At 55.8% G+C, this 23,626-nt stretch carries 21 protein-coding genes and 1 pseudogene; 14 read left to right on the plus strand and 8 right to left on the minus strand.

All coding sequences use genetic code 11. The annotated features are described in order from the left end of the window. Nucleotides 1–11 precede the first annotated feature (11 nt). Nucleotides 12–869: a PA4780 family RIO1-like protein kinase gene (locus ACZYTD_RS11630; RefSeq protein ID WP_463892197.1), complete on the plus strand. Its 858-nt coding sequence runs from the start codon at nucleotides 12–14 to the stop codon at nucleotides 867–869. A gap of 152 nt (nucleotides 870–1,021) precedes the next feature. On the opposite strand, the gene ACZYTD_RS11635 is transcribed toward ACZYTD_RS11630, so the two are convergent. Both ACZYTD_RS11635 and ACZYTD_RS11640 read right to left on the minus strand, forming a co-directional pair. Further along, nucleotides 1,022–4,051: a transglycosylase domain-containing protein gene (locus ACZYTD_RS11635; protein ID WP_463892290.1), complete on the minus strand. Its 3,030-nt coding sequence runs from the start codon at nucleotides 4,049–4,051 to the stop codon at nucleotides 1,022–1,024. 405 nt (nucleotides 4,052–4,456) lie between these two features. Further along, nucleotides 4,457–5,410, minus strand: a complete 954-nt coding sequence (locus ACZYTD_RS11640; RefSeq protein ID WP_463892199.1) for a LysR family transcriptional regulator — start codon at nucleotides 5,408–5,410, stop codon at nucleotides 4,457–4,459. A gap of 76 nt (nucleotides 5,411–5,486) precedes the next feature. Here ACZYTD_RS11640 and ACZYTD_RS11645 point away from each other — a divergent pair, with 76 nt between their 5' ends. The 10 genes and pseudogenes from ACZYTD_RS11645 to ACZYTD_RS11690 all read left to right on the plus strand — a co-directional run bounded on the left by ACZYTD_RS11645 (nucleotide 5,487) and on the right by ACZYTD_RS11690 (nucleotide 14,194). Then, the gene (locus ACZYTD_RS11645; protein WP_463892201.1) at nucleotides 5,487–6,257 is read left to right on the plus strand and encodes a dioxygenase family protein; all 771 of its coding nucleotides are present in this window, start codon (nucleotides 5,487–5,489) and stop codon (nucleotides 6,255–6,257) included. Between the two features lie 56 nt (nucleotides 6,258–6,313). After that, nucleotides 6,314–6,727 carry a DoxX family protein gene (locus ACZYTD_RS11650; RefSeq protein WP_463892202.1) on the plus strand — a complete coding sequence of 138 codons (414 nt, stop codon included), beginning with the start codon at nucleotides 6,314–6,316 and terminating at the stop codon, nucleotides 6,725–6,727. A 238-nt stretch (nucleotides 6,728–6,965) separates the two neighbouring features. Beyond that, nucleotides 6,966–7,304 (plus strand): zinc ribbon domain-containing protein YjdM, encoded by a 339-nt coding sequence (locus tag ACZYTD_RS11655; RefSeq protein ID WP_463892203.1) that lies wholly within the window; start codon nucleotides 6,966–6,968, stop codon nucleotides 7,302–7,304. Nucleotides 7,305–7,542: 238 nt separating this feature from the next. Next, on the plus strand, nucleotides 7,543–9,138 hold the full coding sequence (locus tag ACZYTD_RS11660; RefSeq protein ID WP_463892205.1) for an ABC-F family ATPase: 1,596 nt from the start codon (nucleotides 7,543–7,545) through the stop codon (nucleotides 9,136–9,138). Nucleotides 9,139–9,326: 188 nt separating this feature from the next. Next, nucleotides 9,327–9,569: pseudogene (locus ACZYTD_RS11665) on the plus strand (VF530 family protein); the annotation flags it as partial. 653 nt (nucleotides 9,570–10,222) lie between these two features. Continuing rightward, on the plus strand, nucleotides 10,223–10,648 hold the full coding sequence (locus tag ACZYTD_RS11670; protein ID WP_463892206.1) for an acyl carrier protein: 426 nt from the start codon (nucleotides 10,223–10,225) through the stop codon (nucleotides 10,646–10,648). A gap of 544 nt (nucleotides 10,649–11,192) precedes the next feature. Further along, complete coding sequence (locus ACZYTD_RS11675; protein WP_463892207.1) at nucleotides 11,193–11,969, plus strand: hypothetical protein; 777 nt, start codon at nucleotides 11,193–11,195, stop codon at nucleotides 11,967–11,969. Between the two features lie 148 nt (nucleotides 11,970–12,117). Continuing rightward, nucleotides 12,118–12,918: a Tim44 domain-containing protein gene (locus ACZYTD_RS11680; protein WP_463892209.1), complete on the plus strand. Its 801-nt coding sequence runs from the start codon at nucleotides 12,118–12,120 to the stop codon at nucleotides 12,916–12,918. Between the two features lie 89 nt (nucleotides 12,919–13,007). After that, nucleotides 13,008–13,505: a hypothetical protein gene (locus ACZYTD_RS11685; protein ID WP_463892211.1), complete on the plus strand. Its 498-nt coding sequence runs from the start codon at nucleotides 13,008–13,010 to the stop codon at nucleotides 13,503–13,505. A gap of 56 nt (nucleotides 13,506–13,561) precedes the next feature. Beyond that, nucleotides 13,562–14,194, plus strand: coding sequence for an FxLYD domain-containing protein (locus ACZYTD_RS11690; RefSeq protein ID WP_463892212.1), 633 nt, complete (start codon nucleotides 13,562–13,564; stop codon nucleotides 14,192–14,194). A gap of 63 nt (nucleotides 14,195–14,257) precedes the next feature. On the opposite strand, the gene ACZYTD_RS11695 is transcribed toward ACZYTD_RS11690, so the two are convergent. The 4 genes from ACZYTD_RS11695 to ACZYTD_RS11710 form a co-directional block, all read right to left on the minus strand. After that, entirely contained in the window at nucleotides 14,258–15,346 is a 1,089-nt protein-coding gene (locus ACZYTD_RS11695; RefSeq protein ID WP_463892213.1) for a 5-(carboxyamino)imidazole ribonucleotide synthase, read from the minus strand. Further along, complete coding sequence (purE, locus tag ACZYTD_RS11700; RefSeq protein WP_463892291.1) at nucleotides 15,343–15,813, minus strand: 5-(carboxyamino)imidazole ribonucleotide mutase; 471 nt, start codon at nucleotides 15,811–15,813, stop codon at nucleotides 15,343–15,345. The genes ACZYTD_RS11695 and purE overlap by 4 nt, the downstream gene beginning before the upstream one ends. 74 nt (nucleotides 15,814–15,887) lie before the next feature. Next, nucleotides 15,888–16,190: a P-II family nitrogen regulator gene (locus tag ACZYTD_RS11705; protein ID WP_463892215.1), complete on the minus strand. Its 303-nt coding sequence runs from the start codon at nucleotides 16,188–16,190 to the stop codon at nucleotides 15,888–15,890. 2 nt (nucleotides 16,191–16,192) lie between these two features. Further along, nucleotides 16,193–17,155: a sodium-dependent bicarbonate transport family permease gene (locus ACZYTD_RS11710; protein ID WP_463892293.1), complete on the minus strand. Its 963-nt coding sequence runs from the start codon at nucleotides 17,153–17,155 to the stop codon at nucleotides 16,193–16,195. A gap of 119 nt (nucleotides 17,156–17,274) precedes the next feature. Here ACZYTD_RS11710 and nhaR point away from each other — a divergent pair, with 119 nt between their 5' ends. Next, complete coding sequence (gene nhaR / locus ACZYTD_RS11715; protein WP_463892217.1) at nucleotides 17,275–18,192, plus strand: transcriptional activator NhaR; 918 nt, start codon at nucleotides 17,275–17,277, stop codon at nucleotides 18,190–18,192. Between the two features lie 323 nt (nucleotides 18,193–18,515). Continuing rightward, nucleotides 18,516–20,192 (plus strand): 2-isopropylmalate synthase, encoded by a 1,677-nt coding sequence (leuA, locus tag ACZYTD_RS11720; protein WP_463892218.1) that lies wholly within the window; start codon nucleotides 18,516–18,518, stop codon nucleotides 20,190–20,192. A 101-nt stretch (nucleotides 20,193–20,293) separates the two neighbouring features. On the opposite strand, the gene ACZYTD_RS11725 is transcribed toward leuA, so the two are convergent. Then, nucleotides 20,294–20,581: a DUF3144 domain-containing protein gene (locus ACZYTD_RS11725; RefSeq protein WP_463892219.1), complete on the minus strand. Its 288-nt coding sequence runs from the start codon at nucleotides 20,579–20,581 to the stop codon at nucleotides 20,294–20,296. 196 nt (nucleotides 20,582–20,777) lie between these two features. Further along, nucleotides 20,778–21,992 (minus strand): hypothetical protein, encoded by a 1,215-nt coding sequence (locus ACZYTD_RS11730; protein ID WP_463892222.1) that lies wholly within the window; start codon nucleotides 21,990–21,992, stop codon nucleotides 20,778–20,780. Nucleotides 21,993–22,670: 678 nt separating this feature from the next. Here ACZYTD_RS11730 and ACZYTD_RS11735 point away from each other — a divergent pair. Further along, the gene (locus ACZYTD_RS11735) at nucleotides 22,671–23,624 is read left to right on the plus strand and encodes a YbgA family protein (protein WP_463892224.1); all 954 of its coding nucleotides are present in this window, start codon (nucleotides 22,671–22,673) and stop codon (nucleotides 23,622–23,624) included. Nucleotides 23,625–23,626 lie beyond the last annotated feature (2 nt).

Raw genomic sequence — 23,626 nt, forward strand, 5'->3', positions numbered from 1 at the left:
ACAAGGGCGCAATGAAAATTCCAAAACGAATCCAACCTCTGGTTGACGACGGCTTGGTTGATGATGTCATCCGCCGATTGAAGAGTGGCAAAGAAGCCGACGTCTATGTAGTGCGTTGCGGCTCGGAGATCCGTTGTGCCAAGGTCTATAAAGACGCGGCACAGCGTAGCTTCAAACAAGCCGTGCAGTATCAGGAAGGGCGTAAGGTCAGAAACAGCCGAGATGCCCGGGCCATGGAGCGGGGCTCCAAGTTTGGTCGTAAGCAGCAAGAAGAGTCTTGGCAACACACTGAAGTGGATGCCCTCTACAAGCTGGCGGCGGCAGGCGTGCGCGTGCCACAACCCTATGGCTGCTTTGATGGCGTGCTGCTGATGGAGCTCATCACAGATGACGAGGGGCATGTGGCTCCGCGGCTGGGTGATGTCAGCATGTCGGCCGAACAGGCTATCGAAGATCATGCTGTGGTGCTGAAATACGTGGTACGCATGCTCTGTGCCGGGCTGGTGCATGGGGACCTTTCCGAGTTCAATGTGCTGGTCGACGAGTTTGGCCCTGTCATCATCGACTTGCCTCAGGTGGTCGATGCCGCGGCTAACAACCAGGCGCATGCCATGTTGGCCCGGGATGTGAACAATATGCGTAACTACTTTGCTCAGTATGCGCCCGAGTTGATGACCACTCGCTATGCCAAGGAGATCTGGGCCCTCTATGAGGATGGTAAGCTGCAGCCGGATACTGAGCTGACAGGCCATTTTGAAGAGAGTCAAGTCAGTGCCGATGTGGATTCGGTGCTCGAAGAGATCAAGGCTGCCTTTGCTGCCGAGCAGGCTCGCCAAGAGCGGCAGCGCGAGGCCAACGAGCCGGATTAAGCTCAATCGGCGTTACGCTCTCCTGGCTTAACGCTTTTGGACGCAGGCACCCGTCTGCGTCCTCCACTCTCCCCTCACCGTTCAGCTGCGCTCTCTTGTCATTCGCGGTAACCCCCTTCCCCAATAATTTTTGGCTTTTGCTTGCCGTGTGATCAGGTTCCTTTAGCCTCAATCTCCAGTCGTTCTCTCTTGGTTAGCCAAGGACTAGCCTGGGTGGTGGTCGCCGGTTTTTGGCACTGAGTGTGGGTTCCTGGTTGTAGATAGGGGCTCAGTAGCGGAGCCATACCTTTGAGCACCTGCACCGGCAGGGCTGAGGTGAAGCGGAACTTGTCGGCAGAGCTGCCCTCCACATAGGCGGTGAGTGTGCCGAAGTGGTGATCACCCAGGTAAAAGACAAAGGTGGCGGTCCGGTTGAGGACCTTGGAGTCAATGACGTTGCCATAGTGGCCTACTTTTTCCAGCCGATTGTCCCCCGTGCCTGTCTTACCACCCAGCAGCAGCGGCGTGCCATCGGGCAACTGAAAACTGCCCGCCAGGCGTCGAGCCGTGCCGATCTCCACCACCTTGGCCAGCGCCTCGCGCAATACGGTGGCCACCTCGCTGGGGAGCACGCGCTCAGCGCGGTTGGTCGTCGGGCTGAACTGGGTCTCGTAAGGAGTGGCGACGGCAAAGTGCAGCGAGTCGATCCGCTGCACCGGCAGGCGAATGCCATCGTTCTGGATGATGCCCATCAGCTCGGCCAGCGCCGCCGGTCTATCCCCCGAGCTGCCGATGGCCGTGGCCAGGGAGGGCACCAGGTGATCAAAGGGATAACCTACCTTTTGCCAGCGCTGATGAATGTCGGCGAAGGCTTCTATCTCCAGCATGGTGCGGATGCGGCTATCGCGCGCACTGCGGTGACGTGAGTTGAAGAGCCAGCCGTAAACCTCCAGACGCTGGGCTTGGCTGGCCGCCACGGCATCGCTGAAGCTGGCTTGGGGGTGGCCCAGGCGATAGGCCAACAGCCAAAGATCCAGCGGGTGTACCCGGGCCACATAGCCCTGATCTGGCAGGGAGTATGCACCGGGACCCAGGCTCTGGTAGAGGCGGGTGAGCTGTTTGTCACTCAGGGGCACATTAGGGAGCTGTTGGCGGATGAATTTGGCCAATTCAGCCGGGGTGGCTTCGGGGAAGAGATAACGATGTACGGCCGCCAAACGGGTTTGGGTCAGGCGCATGTCATCCACCATGGTCTGCAACTGCTCTTGGCCATTTTTACCCTGATACTTGCGCCAGAAGCGCCACAGGTAGGTCTTGCCCTCCCGGTCGGCAAAGCGGCGCAGGTACTCTTGACGGCGGGGATCCTTGTCATCGCTCAGGAGCGTAGCCCGATCGGGATTCTGGTAGAGGCTATAACGCGCCACATCCCGCAGCAGACGGACAAACGGCAGATTGATGGACTCCTGCAGTGCCTCGCGCAGTGTGGGCTGTCGACCATTATCTTCGCGGCGGAAGTTGGCAAAGGTGTGCAGGCCGCCGCCGGTGAAGAAACGCTCATAGGGGCTGGCCGAATAGTGGCGATCCAGCGCCGCCTGCAGCATGGGCAGCAGTTGCCGATCCGGGCTATTCGCCAGATAGTCCAAGGCCCAGCGGGTGAGGTGGTCCTGAGGCTCCACCGCTTGTTGGCGCAACCTGGTGGCAGGTAGCGAGACTAAACGCTGGTGCAGCTCGGTCATGATCTGCAGATAGGTGGTCAGCACCCGTAGCTTGGCAGTCGATCCCAACTCCAGCTTGCTGCTCTCGTTAATGTCGAAGGGTTGATTGGTGTTATCCGTCTGTACCCGTACCAGGAAACCCGCTTTGCCACGTTCAAACAGGGTGAAGCTGTAGCGCACATCAGCGGTCTTTTCGGCAGAGAGCAAGCGTTCACCCAATAAGCCCACCTCACCGGCAAAGAGCGGATCCGCCAGGCGTTTGAGGTAGTAGCTGACCTGTTGTTGCAAGGGGTAGTTCAGATCGCTTTGGGCGGTGAGGTCGAGATGGTCGAGATCATAGAGAGATAGACCCAATAGATTGCCCAGGCGCCCGCGCGCCACATAGCGCGCCTTGTCGCTGTCGACCTTCTCGAAGGCAGGGGCTGCGACAAAGTTGCGAAAATTCAGGGGTTGGCTCAGGGCTGCGTCCCGCAGGGGGAGATCTATGATGCCCTGTTGGGCGAGTAGCCGCAGGTAACTGTCGGTGAGAGTAGCCAGTTCGCTACGCCCCTGCAGCAAGTAAAACGAGGGGCGACGGTGCGCAATCAGCAGGGCCACCACCTGCCGCAGGGCCAGTCCCTGGGATGGGAGTGAACTCGGTTGTTTGGCGCTGGGATCGAGCAGGAGATTGCTGTGTGCAACATCGGCAGCAAACCAGGTGTGTAAGCCATCCCCCAGACCATGCACCTCACCATAACCGGGGGCGGCGGCCAGGGGCACTGAGTTGAGGTAGTCCAGCGCCAGTTGTTCGCGAGCCTGAAGCGTCAAGGGGCCATGGCGATAGGCGCGCACGCTGGCCGAGGCCATCTGACGCAATTTTTCCTTGCTGGAGTTAGTGCGGCCATCGGGGGAGTGGCGAAACTTCTCCATCTGGGTGGCCAGTGTACTGCCCCCCGAGCCGTGATCCTGGATCCCGACCTGCTTCCCCAGCTGGGAGAGGATGGCGTTGGCAAAGCGTGGCCAGTCGATGGCCGGGTTTGTCAGCGGGTAGTCATCGCTCAGCAGGTCCCGGTTTTCGATAAACAGCAAAGCGTGCAGCACCAGAGGTGGAATCGCGGCAAAATCCGGGTATTGGTAGTGGGGATAGCGGTTGGTGTAGAAGGGGGTGCCGCTGCAGTCCCGTACCGTGATCCCGGCCTGGCTCTTCTCGTTGTAGGGGACAAACAAGCCATGTTGGCTGTAGGCGAGCAGTGGCGGCGAGAAGCGCACCTGTTGCGTTATGCTGAAGCCACGATTAGCTAAGCGCTCGCTCAGTTGGGGCAGTAGGGCATAACCTTGGCGCTTATCCACCGGGCCGCTGGCCGGAAAGGTGATGGCGTCACTGGGGCCTGGCTCCAGTTGCCAGGTCAGGGTGGGGGCATAGCGCGATAACAGGTGCGCCTGTAGCCAGGAGGTTTGCATCTCCCACACCACAGCCGTGGTGACGGCGCTGATGCTGACCAGATACATCACTCTACCCACCCAGCCCAGCCAGGTTCGGCGCGGGCGGTGCGTCAGGGGCGGGGGCGCCTCGGTTCCGTTTTGCGACTCTGCGGGGGGGGCTACGACGTCGCCCGGCACAGCTTCTTGAACCAAGTTCTGTTGGCTCGGCTTAACTTGCTCCACTGCATCCATGAATGTGACTCCTGGATTGATTATGCGCCATTCTCGCGCTGTGCGAAGGGGGGCAGGGCACAACGGGGTGGTGCTTGATTTGAGTGTAACCACTCGCTCAGGCTTGGGGGGCGATGAGTAAAAATAATCAGCCAGGATAGTGAGTTAGGTTGGGTTTTTACGTGTTCCCAACGCGGAAGCGCGGCTGATGGGGAGGGCAGCTAAGATCATGCCCGCTAAGCGGGCAGCCGAGGCGAGGGTTTAAGCTTGCTTGCTGGCCAGTTGCTCGAGCAAAAAGCGTTTGAAGGCCTGTACCCGGGCCGGGGCGCGCAAGCCATTGAGTGTGATGAGAAACAGCTCCCCCTCCGGACATTGCCACGCGTCTAGGAGCGGAAGCAGTTCACCTCGGGCTAAGGCGTGCTCCGCCACCAGGTGAGGGAAATAGCCGATGCCCCCCCCGGCCAAGGTCAGGCGCAGCACACTGGCATAGTCACTGGTCTGTAGCCGCGGGTGGAAAGTGAGGTGTTCCTGAGCCCCGGAGTGATCCCGCAGGCTGAGCCGCACCCCCTGGGCCCCCTCACCGGCAAGCACCAAGGCATGTTGGTGCAGTGCTTCGGGTTGCAGCGGGGCGGGATGTCGGGCCAGATAGTCGGGGGACGCAAACAGTCCCATGCGCAGACGAGTGAGGGAGCGGGCGCTATAGCCCATGTCGGGCAGAGTGCCATCTGTGGCGCGCAGGGCAATATCAATCTGGTGGCTGGCCAGATCCAGTCGCTGATCCGAGGCCAGTAACTCTACGCGGATCTGGGGGTGGCGTTCGACAAAGGCGACTATGAGGGGCGGCAGCCATTCGTGGCCCAGATCCAGCGGGGCCGTGATGCGCAGGGTGCCGCGGGGTTCGCTGCGGGTGGCCCGGGCCAGCTCTGTTCCCTCATCCAGCAGTAATAGCCCCTCGCGGGCCTTGCCATAAAACAGCTCACCTTCGTTGGTGACGCTCACCGAGCGTGGGTGACGGGCCAGCAGTTGCAAGCAGAGCATACCCTCCAGCCGACTGATGCGCCGACTGATCCCCCCCTTGGTTTCCCCCAGTATTCGGGCGGCCGCCGAAATGGATCCCAGCTCGACTACGCGGCAGAAGGCGCGAATATCTTGCAACGATCCACCCAAGGTTTCCGGCCTGGTTATGGTTTCCGTTTCGTCAACACTATGTGCCATAACTGGGGTCTTCTTGGAAATAATGGAAACCTTATTATGACACTCATTGATGAATACCCCAACTGGAGTCAAGCCAATGAAAATGCCGGTGCTATTTCTGGCTCACGGTAGCCCCATGACCCTGCAGCAGCCCCATCGCATGGGGCAGTTTCAGGCTCTGGGGGCTTCTCTACCCAAACCCAAGGCTATCTTGGTGCTCTCGGCCCACTGGGAAACGCAGCCCGTCATGCTGGGGACGACCAGCACCTTGCCGCTTATCTATGATTTCTATGGCTTTCCAGATGCGTTGTATCGCCTGCAGTATGCCGCTCCTGGTGCGCCAGAGTTGGCGCAACGGGTTAAGGCCCTGCTGACTCAGGCAGACCAGCCTTATGCCGAGCGCCAGGATCGGGGCTGGGATCATGGGGTTTGGGTGCCCTTACTCGGCCTGTTTCCCTACGCCGATATTCCCTTGCTGCAGATGTCGCTGCCCAGCGGTGATGCGGGGGAGTTGATGGCTTTGGGACGCTTGCTGGCGCCGCTGCGGGACGAAGGGGTGCTCATCATAGGCAGTGGTCTCATTACCCATAACTTGCGGGAGTGGACCCCGGAAGGGGTCGTGGCACCCTGGGCGCGCGATTTTGATGCCTGGGTGGCCGAGCGGCTGGAGGCGCGGGAGTGGCAAGCGTTGCGCGCCTTTGCCCAGGCCCCAGGTGCTCGGCAGTCACACCCCTCAGTCGAGCATCTGCTGCCGTTGTTTGTCACTGTGGGGGCCAGTGAGGCATCCGATCACCTCACGTTTCCCAGCAGTGGCTTTGAATTTGGTTCCTTTTCACATCGTTCGGTGCAGTTTTCCGCCGGCGAGTAACCCCTGGCTCCCCTACGTCTGTCGGGGGGAACCCTAATTGTTAATTGGAGAGAAAAATGATGGATACTCGTACTACTCCCTATGCGGCTCTGCTGCTGCGTCTGAGCCTGGGTCTGATGTTTGTGGCCCACGGTTTGTTGAAGGTGTTGGTCTTTACTCCGGCCGGAACCGTGGGCTATTTCGCCTCGCTTGGTATTCCGGCTCCCTTCGCCTGGCTGACCATGGCGGCTGAATTGGGCGGTGGCTTGCTGCTGATCGCAGGCGTCCAGGTACGCTGGGTTGCCCTGTTGCAACTGCCGGTCTTGTTGGGGGCGCTGGTGGTGCACTTCGGCAATGGTTGGCTCTTCTCCAATGCCAACGGTGGTTGGGAGTTCCCGGCATTCTGGGTGATGGCGCAACTAGTGCTGATCTTGTTGGGGGATGGCCCCTATGCCCTGTGGCCGAGTCTGCGCCTGGGGCGCCGCGTCTGACTCATACTCTTTGGGTTCCTGTGGTTAGTTTGAGGTGAGTTGTGGCTCACCTCTTTTTTCATGGGCGGAAGCGGTGGGTGTGGGGTGCAATTGGGCTAGGTTGTCAGCCCTCTGCATGCTAAGGGTGTTACTGGCGCACGACAGGCGCTATCATATCGCCCCCCAAGTGGTCGCCTTTAGGCCGGAGTAGCGTCCGAGCGGAGGGCGGCCCCTAGTTACTGCATGGAGAAGGTGCAACATGAGCGGTTTACCCCAGTGTCCCAAGTGTAATTCGGAATTCACCTACGAAGACGGCAGCATGTACGTCTGCCCTGAGTGTGCTCATGAGTGGTCACAGGATGCCCAGGCCAGCGCCGAAGAGACGGCTGTGGTACGCGATGCCTATGGCAATGTGCTGCAAGATGGCGACAGTGTTACTGTGATCAAGGATCTGAAGGTCAAGGGCTCCTCTTTGGTGGTCAAGATGGGCACCAAGGTGAAGAGCATCCGTCTGGTTGACGGCGACCATGACATTGACTGCAAGATCGACGGCATAGGCGCCATGCAGTTGAAGTCCGAGTTTGTGAAAAAAGCCTAACGAGCCAGCCCTATTTGGTCAGTTCGTCAAGCGTGTTCAGGCGGCCGAAGGCCGCCCTCATCCCCCTTCGTCACCGCTCTTGCCGCTAGCCATTAGCTCCTTTGTCGTAAAACGCCACATCACTTTGAACTTTGTGAGCAAGATCGCTACTATGGCGCCAGTTTCTATTAATTGGCCTAGGTTCGCGTGCGCTTAAGCCCATGGCCCATCACTCGCCCTTATCGGCTGGAGCTTGATCTTGCTTTCTACCAACAACATCACCATGCAGTTCGGCAGCAAGCCGCTGTTTGAAAATATCTCTGTCAAATTCGGTGGCGGCAACCGTTATGGCCTTATTGGCGCCAACGGTTGTGGCAAATCCACCTTCATGAAGATACTGGGTAGCGATCTGGATCCCAGCGCGGGCAACGTGGCCCTCGATCCCAACGAGCGGATCGGTAAGCTCAAGCAGGATCAGTTTGCCTACGAAGAGATGCGGGTGCTGGACGTGGTGATGATGGGGCACGCCGAGCTGTGGGCAGCCATTGCTGAACGCGATGCCATCTATGCCAACCTGGAAGCCACAGACGACGACTACATGCGCGCCGCCGAGCTGGAAGGCAAAGTAGCCGAATATGATGGCTATACCGCTGAATCCCGCGCCGGCGAGCTGTTGCTGGGGGTCGGTATTCCAGCAGAGCAGCATAACGGCCCCATGAGCGAAGTGGCTCCTGGCTGGAAGTTGCGGGTGCTGCTGGCCCAGGCGCTCTTCTCCAATCCGGATATCCTGCTGCTGGACGAACCGACCAACAACCTGGACATCCACACCATCAGCTGGCTGGAGCAGATGCTTAACAGTCGCAACAGCACCATGATCATCATCTCGCACGATCGTCACTTCCTGAATATGGTCTGTACTCATATGGCGGATCTGGACTACGGCGAGCTGCGCGTCTACCCCGGCAACTACGATGAGTACATGACCGCCGCCACCCAGGCCCGCGAGCGTCTGCTCTCCGACAATGCCAAGAAAAAGGCCCAAATCGCCGATCTGCAGTCGTTTGTCAGCCGCTTTAGCGCCAACGCCTCCAAGTCGCGTCAGGCCACCTCCCGCGCCAAGCAGATAGAGAAGATCCAGCTCGACGAGGTCAAGGCCTCCAGCCGGCAGACCCCCTTTATCCGCTTCGAGCAGGAGAAGAAGCTCTACCGCAATATCCTGGAGATCGAGAACCTGGCCAAGGGCTACGATAACGGCCCCCTGTTCAAGAATTTCCGCCTGATGATGGAAGTGGGCGAGAAGATCGCCATCATAGGGACCAACGGTATCGGTAAGTCCACCCTGCTCAAAACCCTGATAGGTGAACTGACCCCGGATAGCGGCAGCGTCAAGTGGTCGGAAAACGCCAATATTGGCTACTATGCCCAGGATCATGCCTCCGACTTTGAGAAGGATATGACGGTCTTTGACTGGATGGCCTACTGGAAACAGGAGAGCGATGACGAGCAGGCCGTGCGTAGCATTCTCGGTCGCCTGCTGTTCAGCCAGGACGACATCAAGAAGTCGGTCAAGGTGCTCTCCGGTGGTGAGAAGGGACGTATGCTGTTCGGCAAGCTGATGCTGCAGCGCACCAATATTCTGGTGATGGACGAACCGACCAACCACCTGGACATGGAATCCATCGAGGCATTGAACATGGCGCTGGAGATGTATCAAGGCACTTTGATCTTCGTCTCCCACGACCGCGAGTTTGTGAGCTCCCTGGCCACCCGTATTCTGGAAATGACCCCGGAGAAGATCATCGACTTCGGTGGCAACTATGAAGATTACCTGCGTAGTCAGGGCATCAACGAATAAGCGCTAGCGCCATTAGCGACCAGATCCAAACCGGGCAGAGGGTTCTGCCCGGTTTTTATTTTATCAGATGCGCTACGGCTTGCTGTGATTAGGTATATCGCGGGTCAACATGGTGAGGTAACAGCGCCATGGTTTTCGTACCACAGATATTATAATCAGGCGACTGGCCTTCTTGACTGGATATGACCATGAGTGATGAAGTTGATTATAAAAATAACCCGCTGCACGGGGTTAGCTTAAAGTCTGTAGTGGCGGAAGTAGTTGAGCATTATGGCTTTGAGATCCTGTTTGCCTATTTGAATATCAATTGCTTCAAGAACAAGCCAAGTATCGACTCGAGTGTAAAATTTCTAAAAAAGACGGATTGGGCTCGTGAAAAGGTAGAATCCTTCTACCTATACCAATTTAAAAGCCTGCCCAGGGCCTCTGACGAGCAGTTTGCCTTGCCACCCCGAGATCGCATTGTCCCGGCGGATCAGACTCCAGGTGAGCCGGCCGAATTGAGCCTGGAAGATGCCGCGCGCTTACAAGAAAAGCGGGCGCAAAAAGCAGCAGAACACCGCCCGGGGGCGGGCCGTCGTACAGAGCCGGCTCGCCGCCCTGAGCCAGGTCGCCGAGCCGCACCTAATCGCGGTTCGGCTCCGCATCGGGATGCGCGAGGCTCCACGGCCGTTAAAGCGCCTACCGAGGGCAAAATAGACCCTTGGGCCAAGTCGCGAAAGTAGTCTATCTGTGGAAAGAGAGCCGCTGACCGCATCTTAAGCCACTCCAACATCAGCCTTCCCCAAGCCAAGGGGAGGGCGTTTTGCCTACTCAATGGGTTATCTGACTTAGCGCTGCCGCTTGGCCGTCCAGAGTCATGACAGTTACGACTCCCTGCCAAGACGCTACCTTTCCCTGATTATTTAAGTCTTATCCGTTACCAAGCGTTGCAACCCCCGCCTCAGGCTTTAGAGTAGTTAGCCAAGTGAACCTTATGCTTTATCTGCCAGCTCTACCCCGCCAGTGGTTTCTCGGAAAACGTTGGGCTGCGCAGGCTAGGCTAAAACCAACAAAAGCATCCTTCATAGGCAGCAAACATAAGATGACTCCCACCCACTACCTGCTGCTGTTTCTGGCCATGGTGGCCTTGCTGCTGTTTGACATACGGCGTAGCGACCGCGCAAGAACACGGCGGCTCAGCCACATCTTTGCAGGCCGCGAGCCACTGACGCCTCAGCAATTTTATGAGCGCTATTTTTCTGCATCGGGCATAGCACCGGAGCTGGTGATTGCCATCCGCCAGATCCTTGAGCAGGAGTTGGAGACCGAGCTGCCTTACCTGCAGCCCGAGGATAGCTTTGCTGATAACCTGAGATTTCTCTTCGCGTTTGACTCCATGGCTGATGTGGCTCTGGTAGTGGCGCTTGAGGAGCATTTCCGGATCCGCATCGATGACCAGGAGGCGCAAGAGGCTCGCACCGTGGCCGACCTGGTACAACTGGTAGCTAGAAAGATGGCAAGGTGTTGAGCCTGCTGCGCGTTACGGTAAACAGCTGCAGCTGGACACCCATACTGTCACACCTGCAACTGGACACCCACTCTATGCTGAAAGATGGATGTCCCTTTTCCTATTGAAATTTTTAAACAAATACTGCTGATGGCACAGCCACCGCTACCGCCAGCCCTACTTTCTTCCGATTTTTTACCCCTGTCTCAGTTAAGGATTTATCCGTACCAGATAAGCCTTTAGAGTAGCTAGCCAAGTGACACCCAGGGCGGGAGCATACTTCGTTTGTTTTTCGTCCATCAGGCGTACGACGTTAAAAATCTCGGAGAAAAATGATTTTTCCTGCTGAGTTATGAAATATAGCGCGCCATTTTTGAGTAAAAAACATTCAAAATCAAAGTATGCTCCCGCCCTGAAGTGACACCGGCTCCCTTTGCCGAACATAGTCCCATCCCGCCTTTGGTAGCCACAACGCCAAGGGCGGTAGCGTGGCAAAAAGGAAATCGCGATATAGCAAAAACTTTATCTATCCAATTACAAGTCAGCATATTCTCCAGGAGTCAATGTGGATTACGAAGAAAGAGTTGTATGCTTCATAGATTTGCTAGGGTTTAAATCAGCAATCAATCAATCTTTAGAATGCGATGAAATTAGAAAGGGCATATACGATATCATTTATGATTTAAAGAGCGAAAAACTAAAGGAAGAGATCTATGGAAATATACCATATTTCAAGCTAGACAATGTAAACACCATATTATCTTGTAAAGATGCATATAATGATGATTTAATTCCTAAACTATCCGGGTCGCTTCCTATTTCAATTACCCAATTTTCAGACTCTTATGTTATTTCATGTCTAAAGAATGATTCAATGTCTTGTAACCTGCTTCTAGAGTGCATCTACATAATTCATTTAATGTACTTTTACAACCTAGGAATAATGATAAGAGGTGGAATTACCATTGGAAAACTTATTCACGAAGAAGGGGGTGCTATTTTTGGTCCTGCAATGAATGAAGCTTATCAAATAGAGTCTAAAGTATCCATTTATCCTAGAGTCGTCATTGATCATGATGCGGCATTGCATTTGAGGAGCTCTCTTCCAAATTATCCTGTAATGACACCATTTAAAATGGCGTTCGATGGACACATTGTATTTGATATTGTTAGTATTCTTTCTTGGCAAAAAACAAAAGAATATGAACCAAAATATATTAGTGATCGACTAGAAGAAATTCGCCAAGATACGTTAAACATTGCTCCATCTGCTCACCCGAAGATAGCTTACTTAATTAGTGAGTGGAATAAGATTAAAAACAGTCATGCTGGAGAAAAATAATTCCTATGGCTTTATTGTTATCTTTCTGAGTCTAGATATTTATAAAACATAGTTAGTGGAAAAAATATCTACCACTGTTCAACACAATCATTGTGCAATATCAGATTAAAATATAGAACTGCACTTAATTAACCACTCGATTACAGATATGAAATCAAAAAACCATTTTAGGTTATCCCTTTTAATCAGTGTGCTGGCCCTGGTCATGTCACAGCTATGCTTTGCCCGCGCTGGCGGTGGTCACGGTGGTGGTGGCCATTTCGGAGCCGGAGGCTATGGCGGTGGAAGCAATTTCGGGGCTGGAGGACATGGCTACAGTTTTACTGGCAAGACGTCCGGCGCGGTAAATAATCACCTTGGCCCCACAGAGCTGGCGATATTGACCACCCTTGGCTTATTTGTCTGTACCAGCTCGCTAATGGGCTTTCTGCTCTATATCCGCAAGAAAAGAACCAGCGAAGCGCTCAATGAACTCTCCGCCAGCGATCCGTTGTGGGATGAGCCAAGCCTTAACCGTCTGGTAGAAGAGACCTATTATAAGGTACAAGAGGCCTGGCGCCGCAGAAATCCCGATCTGGCCCGTCATTGTATGAGCGAGCGTCTATACCAGCACCATCTATCATTGGCGCGCACCATGCTAAGAAAAAATCATAGCCCCGTTATGTTGGACATTGACTGTAAAGAAACAGCCATCATTCACGTCATTGATTATCTGGACAACAATAAAGATAGCTTCAAGGCTCATATTGTCGGCTCCATGATTGATTATGTAATGGATGATATGACAAAACAGCGAGTCTCCGGCAGTGGCGATGATAAGACCTTCAGCGAAATATGGGTATTTATCCGCCAGAGTAATCAATGGTTGCTGGATGATATTATTCCAAAAACCAAAACCCTGGATCTGCTGAAGATGAGAAATCAGATTGAACAAACCCAATCTGCTTAAAAAGGGGCAGCGCTGTTTTATCTGCACAACGCATCCCCATGCACACCAATATGGCTCTCGAAGCTCAGCCCTATCTCAGATGAAATAATATGAAAAATTACCTCTATAAACTTTTGCTACGCCTCGCTGAACTCATCTCCCTGTCATTGGGCTCGGCAGCATTACTGCTGGCCTTACTACTCCGTTTTGACCTTATCCCGATAGCTCCTTCGCTACTGTTACCGCCGCCATTACTGTTTGCCCTCTTTGTGTTAACCCTGTTTATTTTTATGCTCGCCATTGTACTAATCACAGGCCAGAAGGCGCCAACAATCACCGGATTATCACTGTTAAACACTCGAGTCTTAACGCCACAGCGGCTAGCCAATCTGACCCGCTACTGCCCGCGCCCACTGCTGATAGTGGCCCTACCACAGGCGCTCATGGCAATCATAATAATGGTGAGCGTCGGCAAACAATCCGGCGGGATATCCTGCCTGCTTTCCCAGCAGGCGGCCATAGGATTCTGCAGTGGCATGGCGTTATTCAATCTGTTCGCCTGCCCGTTTATTGCCTCGGCTCGGCGCAAACCCAGTGATATTGAGTAATGCGCGGCATCTTCAGGGCAAACAGGTACTTATCACCATTTAACAAGGAACCAACTATGAAAAGGATCTTTTTACCATTATCGCTGCTTGTCTGCTTTTACGCTTCGGCCTGCGAGAGTGGTGAACAGCCACACTCCGAAGCAAAGAGCGCTCTGCAGATCGTCAACCCCAGGGTCAGCACCGCCAAATCAGGTGGACCGCTGCTGGTAACTGTGATCGGGGAACTGAAAAACCCCACCGGCCAGGCTTTCGAGGATCTGGTGCTGGAAGCCAGGCTGATGGATGCCGATGGCAAGGTCATCGATATGCTGAGCGAGTCCATGTACGATACGGTCGTGCCTGCCGGTGAGCAGATTGCCTTCCGTTTGCAAGGTGCGGCAGCCACCACAGAGGCTAGCTATGCTAACGCACAAGTCCGTGTTGTCAGTGCACAAGCCCATAGCCCTGTATCCTCAAAGTCGTTGCATAAGGAAAAAAATCCGCTTATTGATTTTGTCATCTCCTGGGGGCCAATGCTCCTGCTTATTCTGGTCTGGTTGTTTCTCGCACGCAAATACAGCGGAAAAGGCTCAAATCAGGAGAAGATGCTCACTGCCATCAATGAGCAGAACGCACTGCTGGTTAGACAAGCCGCCGCCATCGAAACTATTGCTGAGGTGCTCGGCTCCCGGCAGAACACGCAGCAGTAACAGCTGCAGCTGGACACCCATACCGTCATAGGGGTGTCCCTTTTCCTATTGATGGGCTTGCTCCTAGCTGGCGGCAGGGAGCAGTTGCTGCAGTTGATCCCATTGTCGCTGCAGGGAGTCACTGCTGACGCTGCGCAGGGTAAGGTGACCCAGTTTGCGGCCTGCCTTCTCCTGTTTGCCGTATAGATGCAGATGAGCATCAGACAGGGCCAGAACTTGCCGGGGATCAGGCAACTGGCCGATAAGGTTCAACATGGCCGTAGGCGCAATCAGCGCCGCAGAACCAAGCGGCAGGCCAGTCACGGCTCGCAGATGGTTGGCAAACTGGCTGGTCTGGGCCCCCTCCATGGTCCAGTGCCCCGAGTTATGTACCCGTGGCGCCACCTCGTTGGCTATCAGGCGCCCTTCGTGAACAAAGAACTCGATGGCCAGCACGCCCACATACTCCAGCGCCGACAGCAGGGTATGGGCATACTGCTCGGCCTGAGCCTGCAGCGGATCTGACATCAGCGGGCGCGAGCTATGAAGTATGCCCTGGCGATGGCTGTTTTCGGTCAGCGGATAACAGACCACCTCACCACTGCGACCTCGCGCCGCCACCAGCGAGACTTCCCGGCTAAAGGGCACCATGGCTTCGACAATGGAGGGACGAGCTTCGGCAGCTCGCCAGATGGCGGCCAGATCACTTTGCTCATTCAGTCGCCACTGTCCCTTGCCATCATAGCCCTGGGTGCGCCATTTGAGGATAGAGGTAGCCCCCAGCTCAGCCACCGCCTGCTCCAGCTCGGCAAAAGAGTTCACCTCGCGATGGGCAGCCACAGGAATACCCAGACCCGTCAGGGTGCGCTTCTCTACCAGCCGATCGCCGCACAGGCTCTGGGCGCGCACCGGCGGATAGAGTGCTACCTGGCTAGCAATACTATCCAGCAGCGCTACCGGAATGGATTCTGACTCATAGGTCACCACATCGGCCCAGGCCAGCAGATCATCCAGCGCCCACGGCACTGACCAGTCCCGGCAGCTAAAGGGGGCAACCTGTGCGGCACAACTCTCGGCGTGGGTGTCCACAACCTGGCACTCAATGCCAAGGGGCGCGGCGTCGAGGGCCAGCATACGCGCCAACTGGCCACCACCTAATATCAGCAGCTTCATACTTCCAGCCTCGGATCGGGTTGAGCCAGCACCTGCTCTGTCTGCTGGCGACGAAAATCCGCCAGAGCCTGACGCAAGACAGGATTATGATTGGCCAGCATACTGGCTGCCAGCAGAGCAGCATTGGCCGCCCCGGCCTGACCTATGGCCAGGGTGCCTACCGGAATACCCTTGGGCATCTGCACTATGGAGAGCAGGGAGTCCATGCCACTCAAGGCCTTGGATTCGACAGGAACACCCAGCACGGGTAGCAGACTCTTGGCTGCCACCATACCCGGCAGATGGGCTGCGCCACCGGCCCCGGCGATGATCACTTCCAATCCCCGCTCCTGCGCCGTGGCGGCATATTCAAAGAGCAAATCTGGCGTGCGGTGCGCCGAGACGACCCGTACTTCATGGGGGACACCCAGCTCTTCGAGCATTTGCGCTGCCGCCGACATGGTCTGCCAATCCGAGCGCGAACCCATGATGATGCCAACCAGTGCCTTTGCACCATTCTCTGTTACCACGTTTGCCTTCCTTTCTTTACTCGAACTTGTCGCTAGAATTTGTTTGCCCGCCGTACCCGGATCTCGCTGCTGAAGATCACCATGGCGAAGTTGTCGTAATAGTGGGCCTGCAGATGGTCCATGATGGCCTCGGCCACCGCCTCTTCGCAGATCACTTCGATGCGGATATTACGCACCTCATCCCAACCAGCATCGCGGACGCCGCGACTGCCCTTGCCTCGCGCCTCCGTTATGGTGTAACCCCGGGCACCCAACTGCTCCAGTTGACGCGTAAGTTCACTCTCCAGTACCGCTTCGGTGATGATGGTCACCAGTTGTCGATATACGGCTTGCATGATTAACCTCCGGCCTGATGGAGCCACTGCGCCCAGGAAAGATACAGAGGTATCCCCACCAGCACGTTGAAAGGAAAGGTGACACCCAGCGATGCGGCCAGTGAAAGGCCAGGATTGGCCTCCGGCACCGCCATACGCATGGCCGCAGGGACGGCGATATAGGAGGCACTGGCCGCCAGGGTGGCCAACAGCATGGTGCCACCGGTAGAGAAGCCGAGCTGCAGGGCCAGAATGCCACCTATCAGCGCCCCCAGCAGGGGAGCAAGAATGCCAAATAGCATGATAAACAGGCCATGACGGCGCAGGGAGCCAATCTGGCTGGCGGTAATGAGCCCCATCTCCAGCAGGAACAGCGCCAGCACGCCCTTGAAAAGGTCGAAGAAGAGCGGTTTGAGCGGCGCAATCGCCGCCTCGCCACAGAGCCAGCCAATCAGCAGACCCCCCGTGAGCAGTACCACCCCCTTGCCACAGAAGAGTTCATGGCTCATGGCTCGCCAACGGGTCTGCCGATTAAGACCACGGGCCAGGAGTATGCCCACCACTATGGCCGGAACCTCCAGTATCACCACAAACACCGGCATATAGGATTCATACTCCAGGGCCTGGTGGCCGAGAAAGGCGACGGCCACGGCAAAGGTACCCACACTGACCGAGCCATAGTGTGCCGCCAGCGAGGCGGCATTGGCGCGATCGACCCGGCCCAGCAGGCGTAGCAGGGGAAAGAGCAGCAGGGGGAACAAGAATCCCAGCAACAGGACACCCAACAATTGTGGCACCAGTTGCCACAGATCGGCCTTGGCCAGCTCTATCCCGCCCTTGAGACCAATGGTGAGTAGCAACAGCATGCTCAGAAAATCATAGATGGCCGCAGGTAACCGCAGTTCGGCCCGCACCAGCCCGGCCAGCAGGCCGAGCAGAAAAAACAGTATGACCGGATCCAGTGTCACGTTATAAACCCCCACCATGTACTTGCCGTGCCGCACACAGCAGTTGCTTATCTCAGCATGGTCGCAGTGTAACAGGGGTTATTTGTCAGAAATAATCGAATATAATTGGTGAAATATTCGGTATAGACTGATGATTGATGCTCAATTACAAGCAGCTTTACTACTTTTGGCAGGTTGCCAAGTTAGGTGGTGTCACCCGCGCCGCCGAGCAGTTGCACCTGACCCCGCAAACCCTGAGCGGCCAGATCAGCGAGCTGGAACGCACCCTGGGCACCGCGCTCTTTGTGCGAACCGGCCGCAGGATGGAGCTCTCCGCCGCCGGTAAGCTGGCCCTGCCTCATGCCGAGCAGATCTTTATGCTGGGCAATGAGCTGGAGGCGCTCTTGCACAATCCCGGGCGCCAAGGCGAGCTGGCTCTGCGGGTCGGCCTCACCGATGCGGTGCCCAAGTCCATCGCTTATCGCTTGTTAGCCCCTGCACTGACGCTATCTCAACCGGTACGTCTGCTTTGTCATGAAGAGAAACCAGAGAAACTCTTTGCCGAGCTGGCACTCCATCATCTGGATCTGGTGATCTCGGATCGGCCTCTCCCCGCCTCGGTGGGGGTCAAGGGGTATAGTCATCTGCTGGGTCGCTGCTCACTGGTGCTGGTGGGCACAGCCGAACTGGCTCGCCCTTGTCGCGCCGATTTTCCCCAAGCCCTGCGGGAGTTACCCCTCTTGCTACCCGGCGCCAATGCGGCCCAAAGCGCCCCGCTGGCACGCTGGCTACAGGAGAAGAAGCTGGGCGCCCATGTGGTGGGGGAGTTTGACGACACAGCCCTGATGAAATCCTTTGGCGAGGCAGGGGTCGGCCTCTTCCCTGTGCCCGAGGTGATCCTCGATGAGGTATGCCGTCACTACGGCGTGGAGTTGGCCGGGCGAATAGAGGAGGTAGAGGTTAGCTACTATGCCATCTCGTTGGAACGACGCCTGACGCATCCTGCCGTGCTGGCCGTTAGCCAGATGGCCAATCAGTTAATGTCGGGCAAACCTGGCGAGAGTGAGGCGGGGTAGGGGGGCTGTTCCTGTTATGTGTTGGTGCTTGTGCGGCATCTCGTGCGACATCTCGTGCGACATAGAGACGACCTTACGCCGACACGCCGTTAATCCCCATCGTTGATGACCAACACGATTAGGGAACAGCGCCCTGGTGTGCCAGTAACATATCAGGTCAATTCCTAAACACTTGCGAATTTGTGAGTGAGTTATTGCAATAAAAAACAGTATCTGGACATAAATCACTAAATCTTCGTCCGCTGTTGGGGTAATACGCAAAGCAATGGCGTCGGTATTTGGTTAACCTTGTGTTAACCAAGATACCCATGGAGTTGTTCCCTATGATCGCCCAACCAGATCGCAAGTATGCCGCCTTTGCCCCTGTTGCCCTGCCCGATCGCCAGTGGCCCAACAAGGTGCTGGAAAAGGCTCCCATCTGGATGAGTACCGATCTGCGGGATGGCAACCAGTCGTTGTTCGAGCCGATGAATGGCGAGCGCAAGATGCAACTCTTCCAGATGCTTTGCCAGATGGGATTCAAAGAGATTGAAGTGGCCTTTCCGGCGGCTTCGCAGATCGAATTCGATTTTGTGCGTGGTCTGATCGAAGGTGGCCATATCCCTGAGGATGTGACTATCGAGGTGCTGACCCAGGCTCGCGCCCCCTTGATTGAACGCACCATGGAAGCGTTACGTGGTGCCCGCCGTGCCATAGTCCATGTCTACACCGCCACCTCCGAGCCTTTCCGCGACATGGTGTTTACCATGAGTAAGGCCGAGGTGAAGCAAATGGCATTGGCCGCAGTACGCCAGATCCGCGACATCGCCGCCACCATGCCGCAAACCGAGTGGGTGCTGGAGTATAGCCCTGAGACCTTCAGTGCCACTGAACTCGATTTTGCTCTGGAGATCTGCGATGCGGTGACCGCCGAGTGGGGCGCAACCCCGCAAAACAAGGTGATCCTGAATCTGCCAGCAACGGTAGAGATGAGTACCCCGAATGTCTATGCCGACCAGATAGAGTGGATGCACCGTCATCTGGCGCGCCGCGATAGCATCATTATGAGTCTGCACCCCCACAATGATCGTGGTACTGCGGTGGCCGCCGCCGAGTTGGGGTTGATGGCGGGTGCCGATCGGGTGGAAGGGTGTCTGTTTGGCCACGGCGAACGTACTGGTAACGTGGATCTGGTGACGCTGGCACTCAATCTCTACAGCCAGGGGGTCAATCCCGAGCTGGATTTTTCCGACATCAATCGCATCGCCCGCACTGTGGAGCACTGTACCCAGTTACCCGTGGCACCACGTCACCCTTACGCTGGGGATCTGGTCTTTACCGCCTTTTCGGGTTCCCATCAGGACGCCATCAAGAAGGGCTTCGCCGCCCAGCAAAAGAAGGCCATCTGGCAGGTGCCCTATCTGCCTGTGGATCCGGCGGATCTGGGACGCAGCTATGACTCGGTGATCCGCGTCAACAGCCAATCCGGCAAGGGGGGGATCGCCTACCTGCTGGAGCAGGAGTACGGCCTGGTATTACCCCGCCGTCTGCAAGTTGCCTTCTCGGCCCGGGTGCAACGTCATGCCGACAGTCACGGTGGCGAGATTACTCCGCAGACCATATGGCAGCTCTTTGGCGATGAATATCTCCATCAACAGGCCCCCATTGCTTATCAGAGCCATCATCTGTTCGAGGAGGGTAAACAGCAGGGGATCACGTTGAACCTCACTTATCAAGGCAATGAATATAGTCTCAAGGGGGTCGGCAACGGTCCCATTGATGCCACCATTCATGCCCTGGGACAGTTGGACATCCAGCTGCAGGTACAAAGTTACGAGGAGCGCTCCATGGGCAAAAGTCCTCATGGTGGTGATGCCCGGGCCAGTGCCTTTATCGAAGCCTCACTGGTTAATCAGGCCGGAAACAAGGAGAGCCGTTATGGCGTGGGCATCGATGAGAACATCATCACCGCCTCTGTACTGTCACTCATCAGTGCTGCCAATGGTCTGCTCGATTTATGAGTTAGTTGGCGAGGGGGCTGAGTTTGTCCATTTCGCTATGGATTCAGAAACAACAAGAGCGCCATTATGGGCGCTCTTGTTGTTTCTGATGGTGAGAGGACTCAGGCATTGTATTCGTCAAAGTTCTCTATGTACTCATCCAGGTGCTCGATGAGTTGGTTGCGATACTGCTCGGTGAAGTAGGCCACGGCCGTCTCTTTGCCAGACTTGAGCTCTTCAGCCGTGTCGGCAGAGGCCGCCACAAGGAAGGCATTGAAGCGAGCGGTGGCGTAGAGCAAGGAGGCGTTTACTTCATCATTGTCGGCCGTTTCACTCTGCTGATTAGCCAGGGTAATGACTTCGTCGGCGCGTTCCCAGAACGCTTCTTGCCCTTCTTCATGATGACTCATATGTGTACTCCTTTGCATAGCACAGTGCGCTGATGGGACGGGGTGAGGATGCTGGCTTGCCTAGCGCTAAACCCATTGTTAACGCTAAATGCTACACCATTTGCCCAGTTGACCCCATATTTTCTCATGGGCAGCTGAGCTTAGTCTGCGCATCTGCCGTGTGTGCTGCCGGGCGTTTTTACATGGGTTCGGGCTCTCACCTGATAGTGGTGATAGTCCAGCCACTGCTGTCGACTTGCTGTAGCGGTGTCACCGGGTTGGCGGCATGGGGTGGCGAGCTGAAGTGGCCAGATAGTTGCGCAAAGAGCGCTTTGGCATCTTGGGTGCGCAGATCCAGTGACATAAAGTGCTGTTTGTCTGCCTGCACCGACATCACGCAAACCTGGGGTTGGCTGGTCACCCACCCATTAAACACTATGGAGGTTAGTGCCTGGCCCACATCGGCTCGAAACAGCTCGTGCAAAATCAGCAGCGGTAGCTGAAAGAATAAGTCGGCATAGAGCTGCTGCTGCTCTGTACTGGAGAGGTACGCAGAGTTCAGACTATTGCTTTCGGCCGCATAGGTGACCGCCTTGAGTTTGGGCAGATTATTGGCCGGGAGCAGGGTGTAATCCAGCACCAGGGTCTTGCTCTTGGCAAGAAAATTCAGCGTCCATGTTCCTGGTGCCTCATAGGGTTGTGGCAGCAGGGTGAGCACCAGGTCGCAGTAGTCCATGATGGCATCCGGCTCATGGGCCTGGTAGCGGGCTTGCTGTTTGGCCACTATCTGGTTGTTGGCCTCGACCTGGCTGGCAAAGGCTAGGCATCGCTCTTCCCAGGCAGTGAGCCGGTCGGCATAGCCAGTGGCCAACCGCTGGTTTTGTTGTTCTATATGCTGCGTGTTGTGCAGCCAATTCTCATGGTCTTGCTGGAAGAGTTGCTTGGCTTCCTGCTCCTTTTGCTCCCTGAATGAACGTACTTTGCGGTCAAGGAAGCTCAGCGTGGGTTGGTATCTTACGTCGTTTTCCTGGGGGGCTTCGGGCAGGGGTTGTGGTTTGGGTTCGGCAGGGCGGGGCAGGGTAAATTCACTCTGATCCAAGAGATGTTGCCACAGTGAGTGGGTCTCTCTGTGGCTGGCCGAGGCAAGAGATAACGGGAGTAGGTTGGCCAATTTGTGTAGAACTCTTTCGGCATCCTCGTTTTTTCTCACGGCCAGAGCCAGGCTGTCAGCCTTATTGCGTACCGAAAGCTCCTGCTCTTGTCTTCTACGCTCTGCTGACTGGCGCTTTTTCCAGCCATTGTTCCATACGGCCAGTTGTAAGGCGGCTTTTTGCTCGACCAGGTAGTGATTGGTGCCGCGGACTTGACGAGACTTATTCAACTCTTGGTGCTGTATGGTGACTTCCCATACTTGCGGTGTTGCCGTGCTCATGTGTGCGTATCCCTGCGCTCATTTTTATGTGACGAGAATAACAAATCGTAATCTGTATGCTATATGAAACCGATCAAAACAGCGCGAGATCCTCTGTCAATGGTGACAGTTATACCCATTTTGGCTGTCACAACAGATAAAAAAAACCGGTCAGCAGACGAGGCCGACCGGTTGAGCGAAAGGGTATTGAGTATGCGTAAGACACGGGGTGACACTAGAATTGAGTCAGGGTGCTGCCGAGAAGTTGCAGCATCGCCTGGGCGCCGGCCCCAATTGCTATGCCTATGGCCCAGGTTGTGCCTAATCCCCAGTTACTCTCGATCGAAGTCATGGTCTCTTCTCCAGTTTGATGAATTCATATCGCACTGATACTCAGTGCTATAAGCCTGCCAACAAGATGTGACTACAGCATGACAGGCTTGTGGTGCCAGCCAAATCTCACTCTCGGCAAAGCAACGACATAAACTAGATATTCAAGGAGTGTACCAACTTGAATCCATACGACATTCTTCGGTTTTTCGATTGATTTGATGCAATTGGCTCTTTTTGTCGTGCGCTTATTGAGCGTTAGCCTCTAATTGGGGCGCCAATGTGGTTCATTTGAGCAAGTGCTGATCTTTTTCTGTCATCTGCGCGTATGGTTAACTTAGGGATACCTCGAGCAATGGGAGAGCAAAGATGAGATCCGTCTCGACAGCCGCAATCCAGGTGGGGATCAGTGCCTGCCTGCTGGGACAAAAGGTAAGATTCGATGGCGGCCACAAGCGGGCCGATTTTTGCCAGCAGGAGTTGAGTCGTTATTTTGAGTTTCTGCCTATCTGCCCCGAGGTGGCGATAGGTCTGGGCGTACCCAGGCCCACCATACGTCTGGTGCAACGGGCTGATGGGGTGCATGTGGAAGCCAGCGATGGCAGCTTCGATGTGACGGCTCCTCTGCTGGCCTATAGCGAGCAGATGAGTAGTCAGCTTGGTCAATTGAGCGGTTATCTGTTCTGTGCCAAGTCCCCCAGCTGCGGCATGGAGCGGGTGCGGTTGTATGGTGATGCGGGAGGGGCCAAGGAGGGCGTCGGCCTCTATGCTCGCACCCTGATGCAGCGCCTGCCCCTGTTGCCCGTGGAGGAGGATGGTCGTTTGAACGATCCTCAGCTGCGGGAAAACTTCGTGATGCGGGTCTACGCCTACCACGACTGGCAGCAGTTGCTGGCGAGCGGCATCAGCCGGGGCAAGCTCATCGCCTTTCACTCGCGCTATAAATACCTGCTCCTGGCTCACCATCCGGGCGCTTACAAGGAGTTGGGGCGTTATCTGGCGGTGATGGCTGATCTACCCTTGGAGCATGTGGTGGCGCGTTATGCCATTGGCCTGATGGCGGCACTTAAGTTGCGTGCCAGCCGCAAGAATCACACTAACGTGTTGCAGCACCTGCAGGGGTACTTCAAACGGGAGCTGAGTGCAGCCCAGAAGGCCGAGTTCCATGACACCATAGACAAGTACCGGCGGGGCATATTGCCGCTGCTCTCTCCCATGACCCTGTTGCGTCACTACTTGCGTGAGTACCCCAATGCTTACCTGCAGCAGCAGGTCTATCTCAACCCTTATCCAGAAGAGCTGGCCCTGCGTTATGGCCTGTGAAG

This window comes from Pseudaeromonas sp. HNCC25DJ180 (assembly GCF_055413345.1).

Coding starts and splice junctions, on each gene's coding strand:
- ACZYTD_RS11630 (WP_463892197.1), top strand. CDS start 12: ATGAAAATTCCAAAACGAATCCAACCTCTGGTTGACGACGGCTTGGTT.
- ACZYTD_RS11635 (WP_463892290.1), bottom strand. CDS start 4,051: ATGTATCTGGTCAGCATCAGCGCCGTCACCACGGCTGTGGTGTGGGAG.
- ACZYTD_RS11640 (WP_463892199.1), bottom strand. CDS start 5,410: ATGGCACATAGTGTTGACGAAACGGAAACCATAACCAGGCCGGAAACC.
- ACZYTD_RS11645 (WP_463892201.1), top strand. CDS start 5,487: ATGAAAATGCCGGTGCTATTTCTGGCTCACGGTAGCCCCATGACCCTG.
- ACZYTD_RS11650 (WP_463892202.1), top strand. CDS start 6,314: ATGATGGATACTCGTACTACTCCCTATGCGGCTCTGCTGCTGCGTCTG.
- ACZYTD_RS11655 (WP_463892203.1), top strand. CDS start 6,966: ATGAGCGGTTTACCCCAGTGTCCCAAGTGTAATTCGGAATTCACCTAC.
- ACZYTD_RS11670 (WP_463892206.1), top strand. CDS start 10,223: ATGACTCCCACCCACTACCTGCTGCTGTTTCTGGCCATGGTGGCCTTG.
- ACZYTD_RS11680 (WP_463892209.1), top strand. CDS start 12,118: ATGAAATCAAAAAACCATTTTAGGTTATCCCTTTTAATCAGTGTGCTG.
- ACZYTD_RS11685 (WP_463892211.1), top strand. CDS start 13,008: ATGAAAAATTACCTCTATAAACTTTTGCTACGCCTCGCTGAACTCATC.
- ACZYTD_RS11690 (WP_463892212.1), top strand. CDS start 13,562: ATGAAAAGGATCTTTTTACCATTATCGCTGCTTGTCTGCTTTTACGCT.
- ACZYTD_RS11695 (WP_463892213.1), bottom strand. CDS start 15,346: ATGAAGCTGCTGATATTAGGTGGTGGCCAGTTGGCGCGTATGCTGGCC.
- purE (WP_463892291.1), bottom strand. CDS start 15,813: ATGGGTTCGCGCTCGGATTGGCAGACCATGTCGGCGGCAGCGCAAATG.
- ACZYTD_RS11705 (WP_463892215.1), bottom strand. CDS start 16,190: ATGCAAGCCGTATATCGACAACTGGTGACCATCATCACCGAAGCGGTA.
- ACZYTD_RS11710 (WP_463892293.1), bottom strand. CDS start 17,155: ATGGTGGGGGTTTATAACGTGACACTGGATCCGGTCATACTGTTTTTT.
- nhaR (WP_463892217.1), top strand. CDS start 17,275: ATGCTCAATTACAAGCAGCTTTACTACTTTTGGCAGGTTGCCAAGTTA.
- leuA (WP_463892218.1), top strand. CDS start 18,516: ATGATCGCCCAACCAGATCGCAAGTATGCCGCCTTTGCCCCTGTTGCC.
- ACZYTD_RS11725 (WP_463892219.1), bottom strand. CDS start 20,581: ATGAGTCATCATGAAGAAGGGCAAGAAGCGTTCTGGGAACGCGCCGAC.
- ACZYTD_RS11730 (WP_463892222.1), bottom strand. CDS start 21,992: ATGAGCACGGCAACACCGCAAGTATGGGAAGTCACCATACAGCACCAA.
- ACZYTD_RS11735 (WP_463892224.1), top strand. CDS start 22,671: ATGAGATCCGTCTCGACAGCCGCAATCCAGGTGGGGATCAGTGCCTGC.